The organism is Pseudomonas sp. GW821-FHT02A11, from assembly GCF_059421985.1.
This window is the reverse complement of record NZ_JBWKWB010000005.1, coordinates 115,170-138,400: the sequence shown is the minus strand read 5'-3', so window position 1 is coordinate 138,400 and position 23,231 is coordinate 115,170. Positions and strand designations below refer to the sequence as shown.

At 58.7% G+C, this 23,231-nt stretch carries 23 protein-coding genes and 1 tRNA gene; 3 read left to right on the top strand and 21 right to left on the bottom strand.

Annotation, left to right across the window (positions count from 1 at the left end):
* From hscA to trmJ, 8 genes are all read right to left on the bottom strand, one after another.
* Complete coding sequence (gene hscA / locus AC07V9_RS09965; protein ID WP_495015550.1) at positions 1-1,863, bottom strand: Fe-S protein assembly chaperone HscA; 1,863 nt, start codon at positions 1,861-1,863, stop codon at positions 1-3.
* A 45-nt stretch (positions 1,864-1,908) separates the two neighbouring features.
* Positions 1,909-2,427, bottom strand: a complete 519-nt coding sequence (gene hscB / locus AC07V9_RS09960; RefSeq protein ID WP_495015549.1) for a co-chaperone HscB — start codon at positions 2,425-2,427, stop codon at positions 1,909-1,911.
* An 8-nt stretch (positions 2,428-2,435) separates the two neighbouring features.
* Positions 2,436-2,759 (bottom strand): iron-sulfur cluster assembly protein IscA, encoded by a 324-nt coding sequence (gene iscA / locus AC07V9_RS09955; protein WP_062383505.1) that lies wholly within the window; start codon positions 2,757-2,759, stop codon positions 2,436-2,438.
* Between the two features lie 35 nt (positions 2,760-2,794).
* Positions 2,795-3,181, bottom strand: a complete 387-nt coding sequence (gene iscU / locus AC07V9_RS09950; RefSeq protein ID WP_093463004.1) for a Fe-S cluster assembly scaffold IscU — start codon at positions 3,179-3,181, stop codon at positions 2,795-2,797.
* A gap of 199 nt (positions 3,182-3,380) precedes the next feature.
* The gene (locus AC07V9_RS09945) at positions 3,381-4,595 is read right to left on the bottom strand and encodes an IscS subfamily cysteine desulfurase (protein WP_495015548.1); all 1,215 of its coding nucleotides are present in this window, start codon (positions 4,593-4,595) and stop codon (positions 3,381-3,383) included.
* A gap of 44 nt (positions 4,596-4,639) precedes the next feature.
* Positions 4,640-5,131 carry a Fe-S cluster assembly transcriptional regulator IscR gene (gene iscR / locus AC07V9_RS09940; RefSeq protein WP_495015547.1) on the bottom strand — a complete coding sequence of 164 codons (492 nt, stop codon included), beginning with the start codon at positions 5,129-5,131 and terminating at the stop codon, positions 4,640-4,642.
* Positions 5,132-5,301: 170 nt separating this feature from the next.
* Positions 5,302-6,090 carry a serine O-acetyltransferase gene (gene cysE, locus AC07V9_RS09935; protein ID WP_495015546.1) on the bottom strand — a complete coding sequence of 263 codons (789 nt, stop codon included), beginning with the start codon at positions 6,088-6,090 and terminating at the stop codon, positions 5,302-5,304.
* A complete protein-coding gene (gene trmJ, locus AC07V9_RS09930; RefSeq protein ID WP_495015545.1) occupies positions 6,090-6,863 on the bottom strand; it encodes a tRNA (cytosine(32)/uridine(32)-2'-O)-methyltransferase TrmJ in 774 nt (257 codons plus the stop codon). The genes cysE and trmJ overlap by 1 nt, the downstream gene beginning before the upstream one ends.
* A gap of 237 nt (positions 6,864-7,100) precedes the next feature.
* Here trmJ and suhB point away from each other — a divergent pair, with 237 nt between their 5' ends.
* Positions 7,101-7,916, top strand: coding sequence for a type III secretion system regulator SuhB (gene suhB / locus AC07V9_RS09925; protein WP_495015544.1), 816 nt, complete (start codon positions 7,101-7,103; stop codon positions 7,914-7,916).
* A 189-nt stretch (positions 7,917-8,105) separates the two neighbouring features.
* Here the strand turns inward: suhB and AC07V9_RS09920 are convergent, their stop codons facing one another.
* Positions 8,106-9,038: a LysR family transcriptional regulator gene (locus AC07V9_RS09920; RefSeq protein WP_495015543.1), complete on the bottom strand. Its 933-nt coding sequence runs from the start codon at positions 9,036-9,038 to the stop codon at positions 8,106-8,108.
* A 132-nt stretch (positions 9,039-9,170) separates the two neighbouring features.
* Between AC07V9_RS09920 and AC07V9_RS09915 the strand changes: the two genes are divergently transcribed.
* Complete coding sequence (locus tag AC07V9_RS09915) at positions 9,171-10,445, top strand: cation:dicarboxylate symporter family transporter (RefSeq protein WP_495015542.1); 1,275 nt, start codon at positions 9,171-9,173, stop codon at positions 10,443-10,445.
* A gap of 33 nt (positions 10,446-10,478) precedes the next feature.
* Here the strand turns inward: AC07V9_RS09915 and AC07V9_RS09910 are convergent, their stop codons facing one another.
* The 8 genes from AC07V9_RS09910 to queA all read right to left on the bottom strand — a co-directional run bounded on the left by AC07V9_RS09910 (position 10,479) and on the right by queA (position 19,715).
* Positions 10,479-12,077, bottom strand: coding sequence for an argininosuccinate lyase (locus AC07V9_RS09910; protein WP_495015541.1), 1,599 nt, complete (start codon positions 12,075-12,077; stop codon positions 10,479-10,481).
* Positions 12,078-12,137: 60 nt separating this feature from the next.
* The gene (locus AC07V9_RS09905) at positions 12,138-13,382 is read right to left on the bottom strand and encodes an OprD family porin (RefSeq protein ID WP_495015540.1); all 1,245 of its coding nucleotides are present in this window, start codon (positions 13,380-13,382) and stop codon (positions 12,138-12,140) included.
* 222 nt (positions 13,383-13,604) lie between these two features.
* Positions 13,605-14,150: a glycine zipper 2TM domain-containing protein gene (locus AC07V9_RS09900; RefSeq protein ID WP_495015539.1), complete on the bottom strand. Its 546-nt coding sequence runs from the start codon at positions 14,148-14,150 to the stop codon at positions 13,605-13,607.
* A gap of 118 nt (positions 14,151-14,268) precedes the next feature.
* Entirely contained in the window at positions 14,269-15,180 is a 912-nt protein-coding gene (gene secF, locus AC07V9_RS09895; RefSeq protein WP_495015538.1) for a protein translocase subunit SecF, read from the bottom strand.
* Positions 15,181-15,189: 9 nt separating this feature from the next.
* Positions 15,190-17,058: a protein translocase subunit SecD gene (gene secD / locus AC07V9_RS09890; RefSeq protein WP_495015537.1), complete on the bottom strand. Its 1,869-nt coding sequence runs from the start codon at positions 17,056-17,058 to the stop codon at positions 15,190-15,192.
* 62 nt (positions 17,059-17,120) lie between these two features.
* Positions 17,121-17,459: a preprotein translocase subunit YajC gene (yajC, locus tag AC07V9_RS09885; RefSeq protein ID WP_062383548.1), complete on the bottom strand. Its 339-nt coding sequence runs from the start codon at positions 17,457-17,459 to the stop codon at positions 17,121-17,123.
* Between the two features lie 55 nt (positions 17,460-17,514).
* Positions 17,515-18,630, bottom strand: coding sequence for a tRNA guanosine(34) transglycosylase Tgt (gene tgt / locus AC07V9_RS09880; RefSeq protein WP_495015790.1), 1,116 nt, complete (start codon positions 18,628-18,630; stop codon positions 17,515-17,517).
* A 14-nt stretch (positions 18,631-18,644) separates the two neighbouring features.
* A complete protein-coding gene (gene queA / locus AC07V9_RS09875; protein WP_495015536.1) occupies positions 18,645-19,715 on the bottom strand; it encodes a tRNA preQ1(34) S-adenosylmethionine ribosyltransferase-isomerase QueA in 1,071 nt (356 codons plus the stop codon).
* Between the two features lie 107 nt (positions 19,716-19,822).
* Between queA and AC07V9_RS09870 the strand changes: the two genes are divergently transcribed.
* A tRNA-Leu gene (locus AC07V9_RS09870) sits at positions 19,823-19,907 on the top strand.
* A gap of 144 nt (positions 19,908-20,051) precedes the next feature.
* Here the strand turns inward: AC07V9_RS09870 and AC07V9_RS09865 are convergent.
* The 4 genes from AC07V9_RS09865 to AC07V9_RS09850 all read right to left on the bottom strand — a co-directional run bounded on the left by AC07V9_RS09865 (position 20,052) and on the right by AC07V9_RS09850 (position 22,953).
* Entirely contained in the window at positions 20,052-20,489 is a 438-nt protein-coding gene (locus tag AC07V9_RS09865; RefSeq protein WP_495015535.1) for a BRO-N domain-containing protein, read from the bottom strand.
* A 1,017-nt stretch (positions 20,490-21,506) separates the two neighbouring features.
* Positions 21,507-21,890, bottom strand: a complete 384-nt coding sequence (locus AC07V9_RS09860; RefSeq protein ID WP_495015534.1) for a hypothetical protein — start codon at positions 21,888-21,890, stop codon at positions 21,507-21,509.
* A gap of 6 nt (positions 21,891-21,896) precedes the next feature.
* Positions 21,897-22,271 (bottom strand): hypothetical protein, encoded by a 375-nt coding sequence (locus tag AC07V9_RS09855; RefSeq protein WP_495015533.1) that lies wholly within the window; start codon positions 22,269-22,271, stop codon positions 21,897-21,899.
* Between the two features lie 19 nt (positions 22,272-22,290).
* Positions 22,291-22,953, bottom strand: a complete 663-nt coding sequence (locus AC07V9_RS09850; protein WP_495015532.1) for an RNase A-like domain-containing protein — start codon at positions 22,951-22,953, stop codon at positions 22,291-22,293.
* Positions 22,954-23,231 lie beyond the last annotated feature (278 nt).

Here is a 23,231-nt window from a genome sequence, read left to right as displayed (position 1 = left end):
TTATTCCTCAATCTCATTCAGGTTGCGTCCTGCCAGAGCGGCTTTCACCGTCGAGTCCAGACGACGGGCGGCGAACGCGTCGGTCACCTGCGACAGACGTTTGGTCTGCTGCTCGATGGCCGCACCGTCGGTGCCCTTGATCAATTCACGGAGTTCGTCGAGCTGCATGTCGATGACCATGCGCTCTTCGGCGTCGAGCAAACGCTCGCCATCGGCCTGCAACGCACCTTCAACGGCTTCGATCAGACGCTGGGCGTCGACCTGCTGCTCACGCAGTACGCGGGCAACCTTGTCGTCACCGGCGTACTGGAACGAATCCTTGAGCATGCGCGCGACTTCGCCGTCGGTCAGGCCATAGGAAGGCTTGACCTGAATGCTCGATTCGACGCCAGACGCCAGCTCGCGAGCCGAAACGCTCAGCAGACCATCGGCATCGACCTGGAACGTCACACGAATCTTCGCAGCGCCTGCAACCATCGCGGGAATGCCGCGCAGGTCGAAACGCGCCAGAGAGCGGCAGTCGCTGATCAATTCACGCTCGCCTTGCAACACGTGAATCATCATCGCCGACTGGCCATCTTTATACGTGGTGAATTCCTGCGCGCGGGCCACAGGAATCGTGGTGTTGCGCGGAATCACTTTTTCCATCAACCCGCCCATGGTCTCAAGACCCAGGGACAGCGGGATCACGTCCAGCAGCAACAGCTCGCCACCGTCACGCTTGTTACCCGCCAGGGTGTCGGCCTGAATCGCAGCGCCAATGGCAACCACTTGATCCGGGTCGATTTCAGTCAAGGGCTGACGGCCGAACAGCTCGGCAACGGCCTCACGCACACGCGGCACGCGGGTCGAGCCGCCCACCATGACCACCGCTTCCACTTCTTCCAGCTCAATGCCGCTATCACGCACAGCGCGACGGCAGGCCTTGAGGCTGCGGGCAATCATCGGTTCGATCAGCGCGTCGAAAGCAGCGCGGGTCAAAATACCTTTCCAGGCGCCATGCACCACGTCCACCGAATCGATGTCGGTAAGCGCTTCCTTGGCGGCGCAGGCGGTCTGCATCAGGCTGCGCTGGGCCGATGGATCGAGATCGTCCGAAAGACCGGCCTCGGTGATGATCCAACTGGCGATGGCGTGGTCGAAATCGTCACCACCCAACGCGCTGTCGCCGCCAGTGGCCATGACTTCGAAGACACCGCCGGTCAGACGCAGAATCGAGATATCGAATGTGCCGCCGCCCAAGTCGTAAATGGCCACGACGCCCTCAGCGTTCTGGTCCAGACCATAGGCCACTGCCGCCGCAGTCGGTTCGTTAAGCAAGCGCAGCACAGTCAGGCCTGCGAGCTTGGCGGCGTCCTTGGTGGCTTGACGCTGAGCATCGTCGAAATACGCAGGCACTGTGATAACCGCACCCACCAGATCACCACCCAGAGTCGCTTCAGCGCGCTGACGCAGGACCTTGAGGATGTCGGCGGAGACTTCAACCGGGCTTTTCGCACCCTGAACGGTTTCGATAAACGGCATGTGCGACTGGCCGCCAATGAAGCGATAAGGCAGTTGCTCACCCAGATGCTTCACGTCGGAGATGCCGCGCCCCATGAGGCGCTTGACCGAAATGATGGTGTTCAGTGGGTCGGTTGCGGCAGCGTCCTTGGCGCACTGGCCGACTTCGACGCGATCGGCGTGATAACGCACGGCCGACGGCAGAATGACCTGGCCATTGGCATCGGGCAGTGGCTCGCTGATACCGCTGCGCAGGGCTGCGACCAACGAGTTGGTGGTGCCGAGATCGATCCCGACGGCCAGACGACGCTGATGAGGTTTTGGACTTTGGCCGGGTTCGGCGATCTGCAGTAGAGCCATTGCTGTTCTGATATCACTGGCGCGCCGCCCAGGGGCGGCGCGGGGTTAATCGTCGAGGCGCTCTTCCAGCTGGCGCACTTCGTAGGAGAGCTTGTCGAGGAACTGCATGCGGCGCATCAGGCGCTCGGCCTGTTCACGCTGCTCAGCATCATCCCAACAGGCCGCGAAGCTTTCGTTCAGTTCTTCCTGAGCCGCCTTGAGCCGACGCTTGAACGCCGCGACGCCATCCAGATCCGCTTCATCCTGCAGGTCCTCGAGTTCCTCGCGCCATTGCATCTGCTGCATCAGGAAGTCGGGATCATGCACCGTGACCTCAAGGGGGACTTCACCCCTGAGCGCCAGCAGATAACGCGCACGCTTGGGCGCGTTTTTCAGCGTCTGATAGGCATCGTTCAAGCTTGCCGAGCGCTCCAGCGCAACACGCTGCTCACGCTCGGAGGCGTCAGCGAAACGGTCGGGGTGCACGCTGCGGGCAAGCTCGCGATAACGCGTGGCCAAGAGGTCGAGATCCAGACGGAAACCCGGCTGCAGGTCGAACAGAGCGAAATGACAAGGAGTACCCACGATAAGCCTCAGACGTTGAAGCTTTCGCCGCAGCCACATTCACCGCGCGAGTTGGGGTTGTTGAACTTGAAGCCTTCGTTCAACCCTTCCTTGACGAAATCAAGCTCGGTGCCGTCGAGGTAGACCAGGCTCTTGGGATCGATGATCACCTTGACGCCATGGTGCTCGAACACCGTATCTTCGCTCTCTGGCTCGTCGACGAACTCGAGTACGTAAGCCAGGCCGGAACAACCCGTGGTGCGAACACCCAGGCGAATACCATCACCCTTGCCGCGCCCTTCGAGGGAACGACGCACGTGGTTGGCGGCCGCTTCGGTCATGCTGATAGCCATCGTGACTCCTTACTTGCAAGCGGGATGAAGACTGCTCAGAGCAGGCCTTTCTTCTGCTTGTAGTCGTGAACGGCAGCCTTGATGGCGTCTTCGGCGAGCACGGAGCAGTGGATTTTCACCGGCGGCAACGCCAGTTCTTCGGCCAGCTGGGTATTCTTGATGGTTTCTGCTTCGTCCAGCGTCTTGCCCTTCATCCACTCAGTGGCCAGGGAACTGGAAGCGATGGCAGAGCCACAGCCGTAGGTCTTGAACTTGGCGTCTTCGATGATGCCTTGCTCGTTAACCTTGATCTGCAGGCGCATGACGTCGCCGCATGCCGGAGCACCGACCATACCGGTGCCGACATCAGGGTCTTCCGCGTTCATCTTGCCGACGTTGCGCGGGTTCTCGTAGTGGTCAATGACCTTTTCGCTGTAAGCCATGGTTCATATCCTCATCGGTTTGTCGCTCTGGCGACACTTCAAAACTACTGCGCTCGGTAATACTGCGTTGAAAACAGCCTCGAAATGGTGAGCTGTGTCCCTAAAGTCGGACGCGACCCCGGCCGTTTCTCGCCTGTTTTCGCCTTGTCTTCCCTTCGCTCGCTACGTTTTGAAATGCACAGGTAGTGGCGACTTGAAATTAGTGTGCAGCCCACTCGATTTTCGAGATATCGACGCCGTCCTTGAACATGTCCCACAGCGGCGACAGAGCGCGCAGCTTGGTCACGGCTTCACAGACTTTCTGCGCGGCCCAGTCGATTTCTTCTTCGGTGGTGAAGCGGCCGAAGGTGAAACGGATCGAACTGTGTGCCAGCTCGTCGTTGCGGCCCAGGGCACGCAGTACATACGACGGCTCAAGCGATGCCGAGGTGCATGCCGAACCGGACGAAACCGCGAGGTCCTTGAGCGCCATGATCAGCGACTCGCCTTCGACGTAGTTGAAGCTCAGATTCAGGTTGTGCGGAACGCGGGCGGTCAGGCTGCCGTTGACGTACAGCTCTTCCAGGTGCTCGACCTGTTTGAAGAAACGATCGCTGAGTGCCTTGATGCGCACGTTTTCAGCGGCCATGTCTTCCTTGGCGATACGGAAAGCTTCGCCCATGCCGACGATCTGGTGGGTCGCCAGGGTGCCGGAACGCATGCCGCGCTCGTGACCGCCGCCGTGCATGGTGGCTTCGATGCGCACGCGTGGCTTGCGGCTGACGTACAGCGCGCCGATGCCTTTCGGACCGTAGGTCTTGTGGGCGGAGAAGGACATCATGTCGACTTTCAGCTTCGACAGGTCGATGTCGACCTTGCCGGTGGACTGAGCGGCGTCGACATGGAACAGCACGCCGCGCGAACGGGTCAGTTCGCCAATGGCAGCGATGTCGTTGACGGTGCCGATTTCGTTGTTGACGTGCATGATCGAAACCAGAATGGTGTCGTCACGCAGCACAGCTTCGATCATGGCTGGAGTGATCAGACCATCGGTGGTCGGCTCCAGATAGGTGACTTCGAAACCTTCGCGCTCCAGTTGGCGCATGGTGTCGAGGACTGCCTTGTGTTCGATCTTGCTGGTGATCAGGTGCTTGCCTTTGGTGGCGTAGAAATGCGCCGCGCCTTTGATGGCCAGGTTGTCGGACTCGGTAGCACCGGAGGTCCAGACGATTTCACGCGGGTCGGCATTGACCAGATCGGCCACCTGACGACGGGCGTTCTCGACCGCTTCTTCCGCTTTCCAGCCGAAGACGTGGGAGCGCGAGGCCGGGTTACCGAAGTTGCCATCAACCAGCAGGCAATCGCTCATTTTCTGCGCAACACGCGGGTCGACCGGGGTCGTCGCGGAATAATCGAGGTAAATCGGCAATCTCATTGAATATCTCCTATCGGGCAGGCGCGCCGCGCGTTCATCTGCGTTCACTCAACGGCGGATGTTTCAATCTTGTCCAGAATCTGTGTCTTGTTATTGCAACGACGCAGGTCCTGACGTTGGGCGACTTCCTGCACTTCACGGCGAGTGACGAGGTCGGCCAGGCTGATACCGCTTAGAAATTCGTGGATCTGCTGGCTGAGGTCGCACCACAAATGGTGAGTCAGGCACGTGTCGCCAGCATGGCAATCACCGAGCCCCTGGCAGCGTGTCGCGTCGACCGATTCGTTGACTGCATCGATCACCTGCGCCACCTGAATCCCCTGCATGTTGCGCGACAGCTGATAGCCGCCACCGGGACCACGCACACTGGACACCAGGTTACTGCGGCGCAGCTTGGCGAATAGCTGCTCGAGGTAGGAAAGGGAAATCCCTTGCCGCTCGGAGATATCGGCCAGAGACACTGGCCCATGCTGCGCGTGCAATGCCAGATCGAGCATGGCAGTGACGGCGTATCGGCCCTTTGTAGTCAGTCGCATGACGTGTACCGCGGAGGTTCGGAATGAGGGCGAGTATGCTATTCCCGAGTATTTAAGTCAACTATAAGACCTAGTGAAACAGTCGGGTTTACCCGCAAAGCGCGGGCGGCATAATAGCAAAAATACAAGTCAAATGGCACGTTCGAACGACCCGATCAGCGCCATTTGCGTCAAATACCTTGACCGACCTTGGTCTCGTTGCGCTCCTTGATGCAATCGAAGACTTCCTGGCGCAGCTCCGGAAGCTCCTTTTCGCGGTATTCGCAGCCGAGGCTTTTCAGGGCCTGCCCCATGTCCTCCATGCGCACATCGACCGCTTGCAGATGGTCGAGCAGCTGGCCGATCGCGCGGGCGACCGGGTCGGGCATGTCTTCACCAACGCCGTAGGCATCGAAGCCGATTTTCTCGGCCATCGCCTTGCGCTTGGCTTCGGCGTCGCTCTCGTCGGCCTTGACGATGATGCGACCGGGAATCCCCACCACCGTCGCGCCCGCCGGAACCGGCTTTGTCACGACCGCATTGGAGCCGACCTTGGCGCCGGCACCGACCGTGAACGGGCCGAGCACCTTGGCGCCCGCCCCCACCACCACACCGGATTCCAGCGTTGGGTGGCGCTTGCCTTTGTTCCAGCTGGTGCCGCCCAGAGTCACGCCCTGATACAGCGTCACGTCGTCACCGATCTCGGCGGTCTCGCCAATGACGATGCCCATGCCGTGGTCAATAAAAAAGCGTCGACCCACCTTGGCGCCGGGATGGATTTCGATACCCGTCAACCAGCGACCGAAGTTGGAGACCATGCGCGCCGGCCATTTCAGGTCCTTGCTCCACAACCAACCCGACAGACGATGCAGCCAGATCGCGTGCATGCCGGGGTAGCAGGTCAGCACTTCGAATGCGTTTCGGGCTGCTGGGTCACGGTGAAACACGCTTTGAATATCTTCTCGAAGACGCTCGAACATCACTGATCCTTCCGCTTGTAGGGCTCACCGTTGGCCGCTTTCTGGGTCTCGGTGAGGATGCCACGCAAAATGCTCATTTCAGAACGGTTGACAGCGGAGCGCCCATAGAGCCGACGCAGCCGGGCCATCAAATGACGCGGCTTCTGCGGATCGAGGAAGCCAATGTTCACCAGAGTGGCTTGCAGATGCTCATAGAATTTCTCCATCTCATCCATTGTCGCCAGCTCGTTGCTGCGCTCCGAATTCACCTCGTACTTCTCGACCTTGCTCGGCTGTCCTTCAACCGCCAGCCACGCCATGCGCGTCTCGTAGCTGAGCACCTGCACCGCGGCGGCGAGGTTCAAGGAGCTGAAATCGGGGTTGGACGGGATGTGCACGTGGTAATGGCAGCGCTGCAATTCTTCGTTGGTCAGCCCTGCGTACTCGCGGCCGAACACCAGAGCGATCTCCTCACCCCGCCCCGCGTGTTCGATGGTCAGGGTGCCGGCCTCCCGCGGATCGAGCAGCGGCCAGGGGATCTTGCGGTCACGGGCGCTGGTGCCCATGACGAGCGTGCAACCCACCAGCGCGTCTTCGAGGGTGGCCACGACCTGGGCACTTTCCAGGATGTCGTTGGCGCCCGAGGCGCGGGCGTCAGCCTCGTGATGGGGGAAATGCGCGGGATCGACCAGCACCAGCCGCGAAAGCCCCATGTTTTTCATGGCACGGGCCGCGCCACCGATATTGCCCGGATGACTGGTACCGACCAGAACCACACGAATGTTTTGCAGCACAGGTGAAGTCTCGCTAATGAGGTGAAAAGGGGGTCGAATCTTACAGAAGCGCCAGGCTCAAGGCTATGAAGCGCTGCTACACAGCCCCTATAAAGCCTCTACATACACCGTCAAGCGCCGCCTGTGCACTCAGGATGAGACGACCGGACGCACGCAAAGCACTGCACTCGCGCTGGAAATCGTCGAGAAGAACCCATAGAATGCCCGGCTCTCTTTAACGACCTAGGTGATACATCCATGCAGCCCATGCTGAATATCGCGCTGCGCGCCGCCCGCAGCGCCAGCGAATTGATTTTCCGCTCCATCGAGCGCCTGGATACCATCAAGGTCGACGAAAAAGACGCGAAAGACTACGTCACCGAAATCGATCGCGCAGCCGAGAAGACCATCATCGATGCTCTGCTCAAAGCCTACCCGACCCACGGCATCCTCGGCGAAGAAACCGGTCTTAAAGAAGGCACCGGCGAAGGCGCCGACTACCTGTGGGTCATCGACCCGCTGGACGGCACCACCAACTTCGTTCGCGGCGTTCCGCACTTCGCCGTCAGCATCGCCTGCAAATACCGTGGTCGTCTGGAACACGCCGTTGTTCTGGACCCGGTTCGCCAGGAAGAATTCACCGCCACTCGTGGCCGCGGCGCTCAGCTGAACGGTCGTCGTCTGCGCGTCAGCCCACGCAAGAGCTTGGAAGGCGCTCTGCTGGGCACCGGCTTCCCGTTCCGCGAGAACCAGCTGGATAACCTGGAAAACTACCTGAACATGTTCCGCTCGCTGGTCGGCCAGACTGCTGGCATCCGCCGCGCTGGCGCTGCGAGCCTGGACCTGGCCTACGTCGCTGCTGGCCGTTTCGACGCGTTCTGGGAATCGGGCCTGTCCGAGTGGGACATGGCTGCGGGCGCCCTGCTGATTCAGGAAGCAGGTGGTCTGGTCAGCGATTTCAACGGTGGTCATGACTTCCTTGAAAAAGGCCACATCGTTGCCGGCAACACCAAGTGCTTCAAAGAAGTGCTGAAGTCGATCGCTCCGTTCGTACCGACGTCATTGAAGCGCTAAGCGTCGACATTACAAAAACCGGCCGAGTGCCGGTTTTTTTATGCCTGTAAAATCCCCTTCCCCAAAGGCCACCTATGGACCTGCGGGAGCGAATTCATTCGCGATGCGGTGGTACATCCAACAGAGGTGCAGGGGATGTACTGGCCAATCGCGAATAAATTCGCTCCCACAGCTGAACGGTCCGAGTCGTTAGCGCGGTGCAAAACGTCTCCCGCTCAACTCTCGCGACAAATCGATGAAATTCTGCAGTGGCGGCAGCTGGTTGAAACTGCGACAGACCAGCGTGATCGGCGCATGCAGTCGAGGGCGCGCGTTGGCGATCGGGCAGTAGACGACGCTCTCCTTGTGCACATCGCGCATCGACGCCGGCACGATGGAAATCCCCGCCCCGGCCGCCACCAGACTGACGTTGGTGAGCATGCGTTCGACTTCGAACGCGATCTTCGGATTGAAGCCCGCGCGCTGGCAGGCCTTGATCAGATTGGCGTACATCCCAGGCGCGCCCGGACGGCGGACCAGAATGAACTGCTCGTCCGCCAGATCGCTCAGTGAAATCGCCGGCCCTTCGCTCCCCGGCTCATGCCCTGCCAAAAGTCGATGACCCACAGGCAGGGTCAACAGCATTTGCTCATTGAGCAAGCGATGAAACTCGATGCTCTGATGCCGCCCTACGGGAGCCCTAAGAATCCCGACGTCGACACCGCTGTCGATGGCTGCCTCGGTCAATTGCTGCGCGCTGCCCTCCTTTAAGGTTACTGCCACCCCAGGGAAACGCTCTCGGTACGCGCGGATGATGCGAGGGATCAGCGGATGAGCCGCTGCCGAACTGGTGAACCCCACGCACAATTGCCCCTCGATGCCATGGGCCGCCCGGGACGCCTTGAGCGAACCTTCCTTGACCCGCGCCAGAATGTCCTGCGCCTCTTGCAGGAAAACATGCCCGCCTGCTGTGAGATCCACGCCCTTGGAATGACGCTTGAACAGCTCGAAGCCCAGTTCATCCTCCAGCGCGCGAATCTGCTGGCTCAGCGGCGGCTGCTGCATGTTCAGGCGTGCAGCAGCGCGGGTGAAATGCCGCTCTTCGGCCACCATGACGAAATAGCGCAGATGACGAAGCTCCATGGTGGTCTATCCCGCAGCGAGGTTTTATGATTGCCGCCCGGTCGCTGCGACATTGGCCGGCAAGCGTGCCCAATCCGCCTGACGCTGACAAGGCACGCCCATAACAATAAATACGCACAATCCGGAATGCCGATGCCTAACAGGCTTTTCAGCAGCACCACCTTGCAATTGCTTGTCGCCATTGTCTGCGGCGCGCTGCTGGGCGTGTTCGATCCACGGCTGGCGATAGACATGAAGCCACTGAGTGACGGGTTCATCCGCGTCATCGGCTGGCTGATGCCCTTCATGATGTTCCTGCTGATCGCCTCCGGCGTCGCGGGCCTTGAAGTCAGGCAGCGAGGTTTGGCGGGCAAGGTGTGGGTCTATTTTCAGACGATGGCGCTGGTGTCGCTATCCCTTGGCCTTGTGGTCGCCGAACTCACGCATCCCGGTGCCGGGGCCGCGTTAAGCCTCTCCGATGTCCCAACCAGCCTTACGCATGTTCAGCCCTCAACGTCAGGGTTTTCGTGGGCCGCTGTAGGCTCGATTATTCTCCGTGCACTCACCCAGAACCCTATTCTTCAGGTCATGCTCGCGGGCCTGATGACAGGTCTTGTGATGATGCGCACCAGAGGTCATCGGCGGGCGGACCGAGTGCATACGCTGCTGGAAAAGCTGGTCGAGTTATTGTTCAAGAGCTTGAGGTTGATCCTGCGTTTCGCCCCGCTGGCGGCCTTTGGCGCCATCGCTTTCACGTTCGGCAAGTTCGGCCCCGCTTCAGCGTTGCCATTGCTCAAGTTTGTGGCGGTGATGTACCTGGCCAGCGCGCTGTTCGTCCTGCTGGTGCTCATTCCCGTGTCGCAGGTGTGCGGCGTATCACTGTGGGGTTTGGTGAAACACGTCAAGGACGAACTGCTGCTGGTCACCTTCACGGGCTCGTCCGTTGCCGCCCTGCCCGGCCTGATCGAGAAAATGCAGACTCTGGGATGCGATAGGCGATTGACCCGCCTGGTCCTGACCACCGGCTACACCTTCAACCTCAGCGGCTCGAATATTTACTTGATGACGGCGGTGCTGTTTCTGGCGCAAATGTCGGGCATCGAACTGACATTTTCGGACCTGCTGACGCTGCTGCTGATTACGCTGGTGACCTCGCTGGGCTCGACCAGCATGGCGGGCTCGGCTTTCTTTACCTTGATCGCCACGCTCAATCTGCTGCACATCGTGCCGCTGGAGGGCGTGGGGTTGCTGCTGGGGGTGGAACGCCTGATGAAGTGCCGCGTACTCACCAATGTGCTGGGCAATTGCGTCGCGTGCCTGGCGATCGCGCGATGGCAGAATGCATCGCACCTGTGGGAGCGAATTCATTTGCGAGACGGCGGCACGGGCGACACATCTGCGTCGCATGAACTACCGAATCGCGAATGAATTCGCTCCCACAGGGTTTTCGATCTACAGGCCTCAGTTTTTTGAGGACAACAACTTCTCGAATGCCTGATCCAGCTTGCCTTCGGCCTGGGTCAGCTTGTCACGACGCTCACGCAACCAGGCCTGATCCGCATCCAGCGTCTTGTGCGCTTCAGCCAGCATGCGCTTGACCTCTTCCGGTTGCGGGCCGCCGGTGCCCTTGCGAGTCTTGACCATGTTCTCCGGCGACAGCGAAGCGCGGAATGTCGCCTCGTCCAGCGGCAGAGTGTTCTGCTTCCACTGATATTTGTCAGCCGCCTTGGTGTAGAGCTTTTGCGCGTCGGCATAGGGGAACGTCTTCGGCGTCAGGCCCTGATCGCGGGCTTGCTCGACGATCAGCGACGCAAAGCTGTGACCAATGCGGAACGGCACTTTCTGTGTGCGCTCCAGGGTATCGGCCAGCTCCATGGAGGTGGTCCACTCATTCTCCAACTCTTCCCGGGCACGCTGCGGATTGACCTGCAACGCGTCGAGCACGGCATCCATCGCGCCGAACATGTCCTTGGTCGAATCGAACACGCCCAACGAATCGAAGGCGAACTTGTAATCGGTCATGCCGGTGGTGACGTTGTGGGCGCGCAAGGTCACGGTCTGCGCCAGGCCTACGACATCCGACGCGGTTTCCCGCGCACGCATCAACAAACCGGGATTGCGCTTCTGCGGCATCGCACTGCTGGTGTAGGTCTTTTCCTCATCCAGGAGTAACCACGGACGAATCTGATGGTACTGGGTGTGGATATCGCCGATCAGCGCACCGATGCGAATGGCCGAGGACGACGCGACGTTTGCCGCCTCGATCGGAATGTCATAGGTCGACACCTGGCTGGAGTCCAGAGAGTTCTCACGCACACCATCGAACCCCAACAGCTCGGCCATGCGCTCCCGATTCAGCGGGTAGGCCGAATTGGCCAGAACGGCGGTGCCCATCGGGCTCTGATTCAGGCGCTGATACAGCTCACGAATACGCTGGCCGTCGCGGTCAAATGCCGCTTCGAAAGCCAGTAAATAATGCGCGTAGGTGATTGGCATCGCCTGCACGCCGTTGGTGTAGGCCGGGATCAGCGTATCGACGTTCTTGTCCGCCAGATCCAGCAGACGCTTGCGCGTAGCATTCAAAGCTTCGCTGTAGGCCAGCACGTCGGAGCGCAGCTTGGCGAGACGATAGGTGGCGAGCATGTCCTGACGGCTGCGACCGGAGTGAATCAGCGACGCTTCGGGGCCGATCTTGTCGGTCATGATCTGCTCCAGCTGCAGCACGTCGCTGGGGCGTTTGCCGTTGGGCTGGTCGGCTTGATCGATGGCGTAACGCACGCCGGTGGCGATCTTCTGGCCCATCTCGGGTTTGACGATGCCCTCTTCAGTCAGCATGACAATCGAGGCCTTATTGATGCGGTTCAGCCAGGAAAACTGGCTCTCGCCCTTGCTGTCCCGGGTCTTGGATTTGTCGACCGTCGCGCCGATTTTCGCAGCCTGGGAGGCGCACTGCTCGGTGGTCGCGCAGGGCAGCTCGGCGGTATTGGCCGCATAGGCGCCGTAGCTGTTGAACAACGCAAAGGCGACGGCAAGGTGAATCAGGGTTTTTCTTGTGGGCATTTCAGGCTCCGTTACGGCAATGGCCGGGAATGAGCGTTGTCGGGATGTTGCTGAACAGAGTCAAAGCAGTGGCAGCGTGTAACTGACGATCACGCGGTTCTGGTCGATGTTGTTGCCGCCGTTGCTGCGATAGGTGCCGTTGCGCCATTTCAGTTCGAGGTTCTTAAGCGCGCCGCTCTGGAACACGTAGGCGATGTCGGTGTTGCGCTCCCACTCAGTGCCTTCTTTGTTGCCCCGGGCGAAGTTGTCGCCCTGCAGATAACGAGTCATGAAGGTCAGGCCCGGCAATCCGACGGTCGCGAAGTCATAGTCGTAGCGGGCTTGCCAGGAGCGCTCCTCAGGGTTAGCGAAGTCCGGCGAAATCATGACGTAGTTGACGAGGAAGGAGTCGGTGCCCGCGAGGTGCGGGAAGCCCGTTTCGCCGCTCATCTTCTGATAGGCAACACCGAAGCCGTGACCACTGATGTTGTAAGTGAAGCGCGCGCCAAGGGCAGTGTTGTCGACGTTGGTGTTGCCGTCCTTGAGCGAGCGCGCGTAACGCAGATCGCTCTTGATCGACTGCGACTCACCCAGTGGAAAACTGTGCAGCAGTGTGACGATGTGCTGCTTGTAGTTGTTCTCAAGGCCACCGTAGTTGTAGGACGTGGTCAGCCCCTTGGTCCAGTTGTAACTGGCGCTGGCAAAGTCGAACTTGTCGCTGGGACGCCCGCCCTTGATGCCCTTGGCCTCAGCTTCGATGTCTTCGTGTCCGCTGTCGTTGCGCTCGGTATTGCTGGTCAGCCGCCCGACGTTGAGGGTCATGTCGGTGATGTCTTTCGACGTCACCTGCGCACCCCGGAAGGTCTGCGGCAACAGGCGTCCGTCGTTGGGCAGAACCGTGGGCAGTTTCGGTAACAGCGTACCGACGCGCAGCACGCTCTTGGAAATCCGCGCCTTGGCTGTCACGCCTGCACGGCCGTAGTCATCCGGGGCCTTTTCATCACCGACCGGAAGCAGGCCTGTGTTGCGCCGTTCCGGCCCTGAGTCCAGCTTCAGGCCGAACAGGCCAATGGCATCGACACCAAAGCCGACCGTGCCGTCGGTGAATCCGGATTCGTAATTGAGGATCAGGCCTTGGGCCCATTCATCGCGCTTGGACTGGCTCGCGCCGTCCTGGCGGTAATCACTGTTGAAGTAGAAATTGCGCAGTTCAAGATCAGCTTTGCTGTCTTCGAGGAAATCGGCTTCGGCAAAGCCGGGAAAGGTCAGGCTCAGTCCGAGGGCAGCCGCCGACGTGAGGCCGAAAGTTACAGGGCTTTTGTGCATTTTTATTCCCGCATGGCATGACGTTTTTTATTGGATTTATTCGGTGAGTCGCAGAGGCGTAAACGCTCCCGGACCACTGGAAAAAGCTTACGCGGCGGGAATACCAATTAAAAATATATAGTTACTACCCAGTCAAGACTTTGTGCATATGAACGTAAGACAGACAAAAAAAACACCCCTGCATGAGGGGTGTCTTTATGAACGTTGTATGAATCGAGAGGCTTATTGCCCTGCCTGACTCAACTCCAGCTGACCATCCTTGTTGACCGGAATCTGGCTGCCTGGATCACGGTCCATGCGCACCTGGCCGACCTTGTCGTTGAGCTTGTATTTCACGTTGTAGCCTACGACCTTATCGCTGATGTCGTTAACAGTGTTGCAGCGGGTCTCCGTGGTGCTGTAGGTATCGCGGTTCTGCATGCCTTCCTGAACCTTGTTACCGGCATAACCACCGCCGACCGCACCGGCGACCGTCGCGATTTTCTTGCCGTTACCGCCGCCGACCTGGTTACCGAGCAGGCCACCTGCCAAGGCACCAACGACGGTACCGACGATCTGGTGCTGGTCCTTGACCGGCGCGCGGTGGGTCACTGCAACGTCCTTGCACACCTGACGTGGGGTTTTGATCTGTTCTTTGACAGGCTCGACGGCGAGTACGTCGGCGTACTCCGGACCGTTGTTTTTTACGAGGCTGTAGGTGGCCAAAGCACCACCGGCAGTCACACCGACAGCACCCAATACCGCACCAACGAGCAACGACTTGTTCACGTGAACCTCCTGACCATATTCAGCGCGATCGCTCGCACTACTCCCAGCCTTGGAGCATAAAAAAAGGCGCGAGTTCATACTCGCGCCTTTTTCCATGATGACCGGTCAGGCCTGATCGTTATGGGCGATCGTCAACCTTCTCGGCCGTCACCGGTGGCAGCAGATCTTCGGTACGCAGGTTCAGCCAGATCAGCACCACGTTCGCGATGTAGATCGATGAGTAGGTACCGGCCAGAACACCGATGAACAGCGCCACGGAGAAACCGTGCAGGCTGTCACCGCCGAAGATCCACAGCGCGCCGATCGCCAGCAGTGTGGAGATCGAGGTCGCCATGGTGCGCAGCAGCGTCTGGGTGGTCGAGATGTTGATGTTCTCGATCAGCGATGCCTTGCGCAGCAGACGGAAGTTCTCACGCACCCGGTCGAATACCACGATGGTGTCGTTGAGCGAGTAACCGATGATCGCCAGTACCGCAGCCAGTACGGTCAGATCGAACGTCACCTGGAAGAACGACAGGATACCCATCGTCACTACCACGTCGTGGATCAGCGAAACGATCGCACCAACGGCAAACTTCCACTGGAAGCGGAAAGCCAGGTAGATCAGAACGCCGCCCAGGGCCAGCAACATGCCGATGCCGCCCTGGTCGCGCAGCTCTTCACCGACCTGCGGGCCGACGAACTCGACGCGCTTGACGGTTACAGGGTTGTCTGCACCGGTCTTGCGCAACGCCTCTGCCACTTGGGCACCGAGCTGCGGGTCTTCACCCGGCATGCGCACGAGCAGGTCGGTGGTAGCACCGAAGCTCTGCACGATAGCCTCGCGATAGCCCGAAGAAGCCAGCTCCTCGCGCACCTTGCCAAGATCGGCAGGACGCTCGTAAGTCAGCTCGATCAGCGTACCGCCGGTGAAGTCCAGACCGAAGTTCAGCCCTTTATGGAACCAGCTGAACAGCGCCAGAACGGTAAGGAGCATCGTGAGGGCGAACGCAACGTTGCGAACGCCCATGAAGTTGATCGTACGTTTCATGGCAGCCCCTTAAATCCACAGCTTCTTGAAGTCACGGCCGCCATAAATCAGGTTGACCATTGCGCGGGTCACCATGATGGCTGTGAACATCGAGGTAAAGATACCGAGCGACATGGTCACGGCAAAGCCTTTGACCGGGCCGGTGCCCATGGCGTAGAGGATGCCACCGACCAGCAACGAGGTCAGGTTGGCGTCGAGAATCGCGGTGTAGGCGCGGTCGAAACCTTCGTTGATCGCACGCTGCACGCTCATGCCATTGGCCAGCTCCTCACGAATCCGCGAGAAGATCAGCACGTTGGCGTCCACCGCCATACCCATGGTCAAGACGATACCGGCAATACCCGGCAGGGTCAGGGTGGCGCCCAGAATCGACATCAGGGCCAGCAGCATGACCATGTTGAAGGCCAGCGCGACCGTTGCGATCAGACCGAAGAAGCGGTAGATGGCAATGATGAAGATCGAGACGAACAGCATGCCCCACAGGGATGCATCAACACCTTTGGTGATGTTGTCGGCACCCAGGCTCGGGCCAATGGTACGTTCTTCGGCGAAGTACATCGGTGCTGCCAGGCCACCTGCACGCAGCAGCAGCGCGAGTTCGGACGATTCACCCTGGCCATTGAGGCCGGTGATGCGGAACTGACTGCCCAGTGGCGACTGAATGGTCGCCAGGCTGATGATCTTCTTGTCTTCCTTGAAGGTCTGCACCGGCACGTCTTTCTCGACGCCGTCGACCGTCTGCTTCACGTAAGTGGTAACAGGGCGCTGTTCGATGAAGATCACCGCCATGCTGCGACCGACGTTGGCGCGGGTAGCGCGGCTCATCAGATCGCCACCATGACCATCCAGTTTGATGTTCACCTGAGGACGGCCGTGCTCGTCAAAGCCGGCCTTGGCGTCGGTCACCTGGTCACCGGTGATGATCAGGCCACGCTCGACGGCTGCAGCAGGGCGACCGCCTTCACGGAACTCGAACATCTCAGTGGTGGCCTTGGTGTCATCCGGGCCTGCACCCAGACGGAACTCAAGGTTGGCGGTCTTGCCGAGAATACGCTTGGCTTCTGCGGTGTCCTGCACGCCTGGCAACTCGACCACGATGCGGTTGGCACCCTGGCGCTGAACCAGTGGCTCGGCCACGCCCAGTTCGTTGACCCGGTTACGCACCGTGGTCAGGTTCTGCTTGATCGAATATTCGCGGATCTCGGCGATCTTGGCCTGAGTCATGGCCAGACGCAGGATCGGCATCTCACCACGGTCGCTGGTGGTGATATCGAAATCGGTGTAGTCCTTGCGGATCAGGGCACGGGCCTGTTCGCGCGAGTCGGTGTCACTGAAGCCCAGCTGAATGGCGTTGCCATCCTGCGGCAGGCTGCGATAACGCAGTTTTTCCTTGCGCAGCAGGCTCTTCACTTCGCCTTCGTAGACATTCAGACGTGCACTCAGGGCCTTGTCCATGTCGACTTCCAGCAGGAAGTGCACACCACCGGACAGGTCCAGACCCAGTTTCATCGGGCTTGCACCCAGGTTGCGCAGCCACTTCGGCGTAGTCTGTGCGAGGTTCAACGCCACGACATAGTCGTCGCCCAGCGCCTTGCGCGCGACATCCTTGGCTGGCAGCTGGTCTTCCTGTTTGGTCAGACGCAACAAACCGCCCTTGCCATTCTCGGCCAGAGACGCGCCCTTGACCGCGATGCCGGCATCGGTAAGCGCTTTGCTTACGCGATCCAGATCCGCCTGATTGACCTGCAGCGCCGTGCTGGTACCGCTGACCTGAATGGCCGGGTCGTCAGGGTAGAGATTGGGTGCGGAATAAATAAAGCCGATCGCCAGCACTGCCAGGATCAGGATGTATTTCCACAGAGGGTATTTGTTCAACATCACGCCGCCTGCTTAGAACGCGGGGCGCCTTGCGCGCCCCGTCGATTGGTAAAAAACTGGAATCAGATGGCTTTCAGAGTGCCTTTAGGCAGGGTGGCAGCGATCGCGCCCTTCTGGATTTTCAGTTCTACGGTGTCGGACACTTCGATCACGACGAAGTCGTCGGTCACTTTATTGATCTTGCCGGCAATACCGCCGGAAGTAACGACTTCGTCGCCCTTCTGCAAGTTGCCCAGCAAGTTCTTCTGCTCTTTGGCACGTTTGGCCTGTGGGCGCCAGATCATCAGATAGAAGATGACCAGAAAGCCGACCAGGAAGATCCACTCAAAGCCAGAGCCCGCGGGGCCTGCAGCAGCAGGGGCGGCCGCGTCGGCCATGGCGTTGGAAATGAAAAAGCTCATTTAACACTCCAGTTGCATAATTTTAATAATAAGAAGCGGTAAGACCGGCTGTCATTCAGTCCAGCGGCGGCACGGGAAGCCCGCGTTTGGCATAGAACGTGTCGACAAAGGCGGCCAATGTACCTTGTTGAATAGCCTCGCGCAAACCAGCCATAAGCAGCTGGTAATGCCGCAAATTATGGATCGTATTGAGCATGCTCCCCAGCATTTCGCCGCACTTGTCCAAATGATGCAGATAAGCGCGGGAGAAGTTCTTGCAGGTGTAGCAATCACACGTCGGATCCAGCGGCGAATCATCGTGGCGATGAAACGCGTTACGAATCTTCAGCACACCGGTGTCGATGAACAGATGACCGTTGCGAGCGTTGCGCGTAGGCATGACGCAGTCGAACATGTCGACTCCGCGGCGCACACCTTCAACGAGGTCTTCCGGCTTGCCTACCCCCATAAGGTAACGAGGTTTGTCAGCGGGCATGCGACCCGGCAGGTAATTGAGCACCTTGATCATTTCGTGCTTGGGCTCGCCCACCGACAGGCCGCCGATGGCCAGGCCGTCGAAATCGAGCTCGTTCAGGCCTTCCAGCGAGCGCATGCGCAGGTTTTCATGCATGCCGCCCTGGACGATACCGAACAGCGCCGCGGTGTTCTCGCCATGAGCAACCTTGGAACGCTTGGCCCAGCGCAGCGACAGTTCCATGGAGGTGCGCGCCACGTCTTCGCTGGCCGGGTACGGGGTGCATTCGTCGAAGATCATCACGATGTCCGAGCCCAGATCGCGCTGCACCTGCATCGATTCTTCCGGCCCCATGAATACCTTGGCGCCGTCCACAGGCGAGGCGAAGGTCACGCCCTCCTCCTTGATCTTGCGCATGGCGCCCAGGCTGAACACCTGGAAACCGCCGGAGTCTGTCAGAATCGGGCCTTTCCACTGCATGAAATCATGCAGGTCGCCGTGGGCCTTGATCACCTCGGTACCAGGGCGCAGCCACAGGTGGAAGGTGTTGCCCAGAATGATCTCTGCGCCAATGGCTTCGATATCCCGAGGCAGCATGCCCTTGACCGTGCCATAGGTGCCCACCGGCATGAAGGCCGGGGTTTCGACCGTGCCACGGGGGAAGGTCAGACGACCACGGCGAGCCTTGCCATCAGTGGCCAACAGCTCGAACGACATACGACAGGTGCGACTCATGCTTGATCCTCGGGGGCCGCATCTGATCCCAGAGGTGCAGTCGGCGCCGGATTGCGGGTGATGAACATGGCATCCCCGTAACTGAAAAAGCGGTATCCGTTATCCACCGCAGCCTGATAGGCGGCCATGGTTTCCGGGTAACCGGCGAATGCCGAAACCAGCATCAACAGCGTGGATTCAGGCAAATGAAAGTTGGTAACCAGGGCATCGACCACATGAAACGGCCGGCCTGGATAAATGAAGATATCGGTGTCGCCGCTGAATGGTTTGAGGACGCCGTCACGGGCGGCGCTTTCCAGCGAACGCACGCTGGTGGTCCCGACCGCGATCACCCGACCGCCCCGCGCACGGCACGCGGCCACGGCATCGACCACCTCTTGAGTGACTTCAAGCCACTCGTTGTGCATGTGGTGATCCTCGATGCGCTCGACGCGCACCGGCTGGAACGTCCCTGCCCCCACGTGCAGCGTGACGAACGCCGTCTCGACGCCCTTCTCGGCAATCGCCTGCATCATCGGCTCATCGAAATGCAGCCCCGCCGTCGGCGCCGCCACCGCACCGGCACGCTGGGCGTACACGGTTTGATAACGCTCGCGGTCGGCGTCGTCATCCGGGCGGTCTATATAAGGAGGCAACGGCATGTGCCCGACGCGCTCAAGCAGCGGCAACACCGGCTCGGCAAAGCGCAGCTCGAACAACGCATCGTGACGCGCGACCATCACGGCCTCGCCCCCGCCATCGATCAGAATCGACGAGCCCGGCTTGGGCGACTTACTCGAACGCACATGCGCCAGCACCGAATGCTGATCGAGCACCCGCTCCACCAGAATCTCCAGCTTGCCGCCCGAGGCTTTTTGCCCGAACAGACGCGCCGGAATGACCCGGGTATTGTTGAAAACCATGAGATCGCCAGGGCGCAAATGCTCCAGCAAATCAGTGAATTGGCGATGAGCCAGCGCACCGCTCGGCCCGTCAAGGGTCAGCAAACGGCTGCTGCGTCGCTCCGCCAACGGATGGCGCGCGATCAGGGCATCTGGGAGATCGAAGGTAAAGTCGGCAACACGCATGATGGGGTTCGTCTAGCAGGGCCGGGAAGTTTAGCGGAAAACCACAAAATTGACCATGAAACGTGATTGACCAACGGTAGGCACCTCTCTATACTGCGCCGCCACAAGCCCTGATGGCGGAATTGGTAGACGCGGCGGATTCAAAATCCGTTTTCGAAAGGAGTGGGAGTTCGAGTCTCCCTCGGGGCACCAAATAGCAAGACCTTCAAGGGATTATTTGACTTGAAGGAAAACGAAAACCGGCCATGTTTGAGCCGGTTTTTTTGTGGGCGGAATTCATCGACTCTGCGTTACAACGCGCAGCGCAGGAACGCTCAAACTGCGGCTGCATCATCCCTATCTGGACCTTATGAAGCGGCACATTGCGTGCACAGGCTTTGAAACACTCGCCAGCCAGCCTTTCCACGCGTGATCACTTCCCTCACTCCATAAGGCAGAAGTGCAAAATGCGCCATGACTCATGCGCAGCGTCGGCAAGACCTCGTGAGTCAGCCACCGCCGCAAAGCCCGGTTTTCCGGGACGTAATGGTGAACCAGCAGCGCGAACAGCGCCGACTCGCTAATAAGAAACTGTTTGCTCCACTGGCCATCGCTCCTGAGCCAGGCGGTGCGATGTTGATCGGGATCGAGTTTACGAAGGGAGCGTTCATCGAGGGCTTTGCCCATGAGGCGGGCGGTATCTGCGAGGCAGAACCAGGCCTGGTGATCGAGCTGGAGGGCGCGGAGCTGGCGGTGGTGGCGGATGAAGAGCTGGGGTTCGAAGCAGTCGGTCATTGCCTGATCTCCCGGGACTGGGAAAGCTGCTCGGGCTCAGGATGTTCGAGATGCGCTGCCTGCATAGGTAAAGCTCCTTTGGGGAAGAGCCGCCACCGAAGTCGTCAAACATAAGGGTGGCAGCTGTGCGAGGGTTGACGAACCGGCCCCAAAGACACCGGCAGACCCGAAGGCCTCCGACGCACAGCCGCCATGACACAGGCGTCAAGCACTGAGCTTAACGCATGGTATGAACGCTGATGCGCTTCGGGGGAACAGATCGTCAAATCCGGTCGCTGATCACAACGACGGCCGGGAGACTAGCGTGGGTGTTTTAGAGGGACAAGACAGCAAGAGAAATTCGGAAAGGTCCTACAAATGGAAGATGTACCTGACCCGATAAGGAAAGTTCTCCGGCTTTGCTGCCGCTTCGCGCCAGATCGCGAGCAAGCTTGCTACGGCCCTTCGGCCAGGATCAAGAACTGGCCGGAAGTATCGGGAGAACGCCGAACGAGCTGTGGGAGCGAATTCATTCGCGAGAGGCCCGTACAGTCGACACCTATCGGTCGTCTGTCCAAACATCATCGCGAATGAATTCGCTCCCACAGGGATTACTCATAAGGCACTGCATTTGAGTGGTGCAGCGTTTGCGACGGCGTATGTGCTCAAACCCTCCAAGGAATCCCGGCAGCAGTTCCAAAGTCTAGCCCATCCTGTCCAGCTCAGAAGAAGAGTGAGTTCTTTACCGCATCGACTTATCCCAATCGATTTCGTGACCAGCGTCCTAGCGCTCCCATCCTAAAGATTGCTGCCAGTTGCCATCCAACGACTCATACACCAACCCGGCATAATCACCTGTATTTCCAACGTCCCTCTTTTAAGCGCGCAGACTTTTCCTCGTCCGAGCGGGCCATTGAAAATGCCTCGGGCAGATTATCTTTGAATCCCATCGCCTAGCTCGCGCATGAAATCGATGAGCTCATTATTCCGCGAACTCAAACACCCACAAAAATTGACTCGTCACTTCCCTGACACTCATCATTTCCGGAGGCAGCGGGTATAAATACGACTTATCAATTTATCTGCAAGACGATCATGCTTCCCCCCTATTTCTTCCTGTAAAATAACAAGGACCTGATTTAAAAACTCAAACAATTGGCAGTTAAAGCGTTCTTCAACGAAACACAGTTCTTGATCGAAGGGTGGATCATAATGGGCGACAGCACCATCAACCGCATATCTGGCCAGGTAGTGTTTGATCTGCTTGCGAAGCAGAAATATGTCAAGCCAATACGCCGTCTGCGCGTACTCATGCACAATTTGCGGGAGGGTATCTGGGTCGCACGGCTCATCTTTGCGCAGAAACTCGCCGACGCCCCTGCCAACGTCATACATGAAACTCATGATGTGGCCGTATGTCATTACCCCCTAACCTTGCGCCTCCCATTTACGCGTCAGCCATCGTTTGAAATCATCGAATATTGATCTTTTACCTTCAACCATGCGTTTTTTAATCATCGGCAGCACGATGATCAGCAACTCTGGTTCTTCGCAGCCAAATCGCTCGGGGATAAATAGCAGGTCATACCAGGACAGAAGTTCATATACCGAGTAGTCTTCGGCTTGGTCTTTTTTTAAAAACGACGCGATATCTTTTTCAAGAGACCTGATTTCCAAATAGGTCTTACCGTCGACCCAAATGGTTACTACCTCATCCAAGGAGAGCGTCGAGGTGCGTTGCTCCTCAGGCAAGTGATCCTGGATTCCGTCACCCAGCTCACGCATAAAATCGAGAAATTGCATATATCCACGCATTGGGATCTCAAGGTATTGGATAGGCGGTAACGATAAAGGCAGGCATACGATTGTATTCGGTGAATTCTACGACAACGAGCACGCGCTTCATGCTGAACGGAGTGTCGGGAGAAGAGCGGGTTATACCCCAACCGACTTCCTGAGCAAAATCCATTTTCAAAACTACCCTGTTATCAGTACGTAGTAGTCTTGCCTTGGAGTAGGCCAGCACCTTGTATCTATGTACCCTGAGAACTTGCCCCACCGCCCACTCTGCTTTTTCAAGACTGTTGAAGGTAGACATAACGTCTGCGCTTCTTTTGCGCTTCAATCTTTTTTGTAAAGCGGTTACGTCTTTAGCTACGTGAAATTGAACAGTGTGCCCACCCGGCCCGACCTTTGGAGCATGTGGAAACTTCTCACTGATAGCAACAGTCATTCTTCCTGCCCGGACGGAGGACACCCTAAATGCGTTGTGCAGCGCTGCTGTGGATAAGGGAACCGCAAACTCGGTCGCCAGACCTATGACACGACCAGTCGTACGAGATGCGCCCATCGCCTCTGCAGCATATGCACCAGCCTTGAATGCATACGGGTCAGTTGCCCTCCCAGTTACAAGTTGATTGATAGCGGCAGCTAACTGATCAGACGCATGCACTCCCATCGCAATGCATCCCACTTTGGATATCATCGTCGGGTCGGGCAGCGCACACAGCACTCCTGCTCCGGCCAGCTCGATAATCCCACCCACGAGCGCAGACTGGCGAATATGCGGTTAGACCTTATCTCCGCTTCGGAGAGCGACTCTTGCTCCAAAATCGCCGCCATCTGGGCAAGACTGAGCGTGACGCGAAATTCGTCCTGATCGGGCAAAGTGATTTCCTTATAAACGCGAATTTGGAGGCTTCGTTTAGCCAACGAGGCAAAACAGCGCAGGCTACATATGTGAATGCAACGCTGTAACAGGTA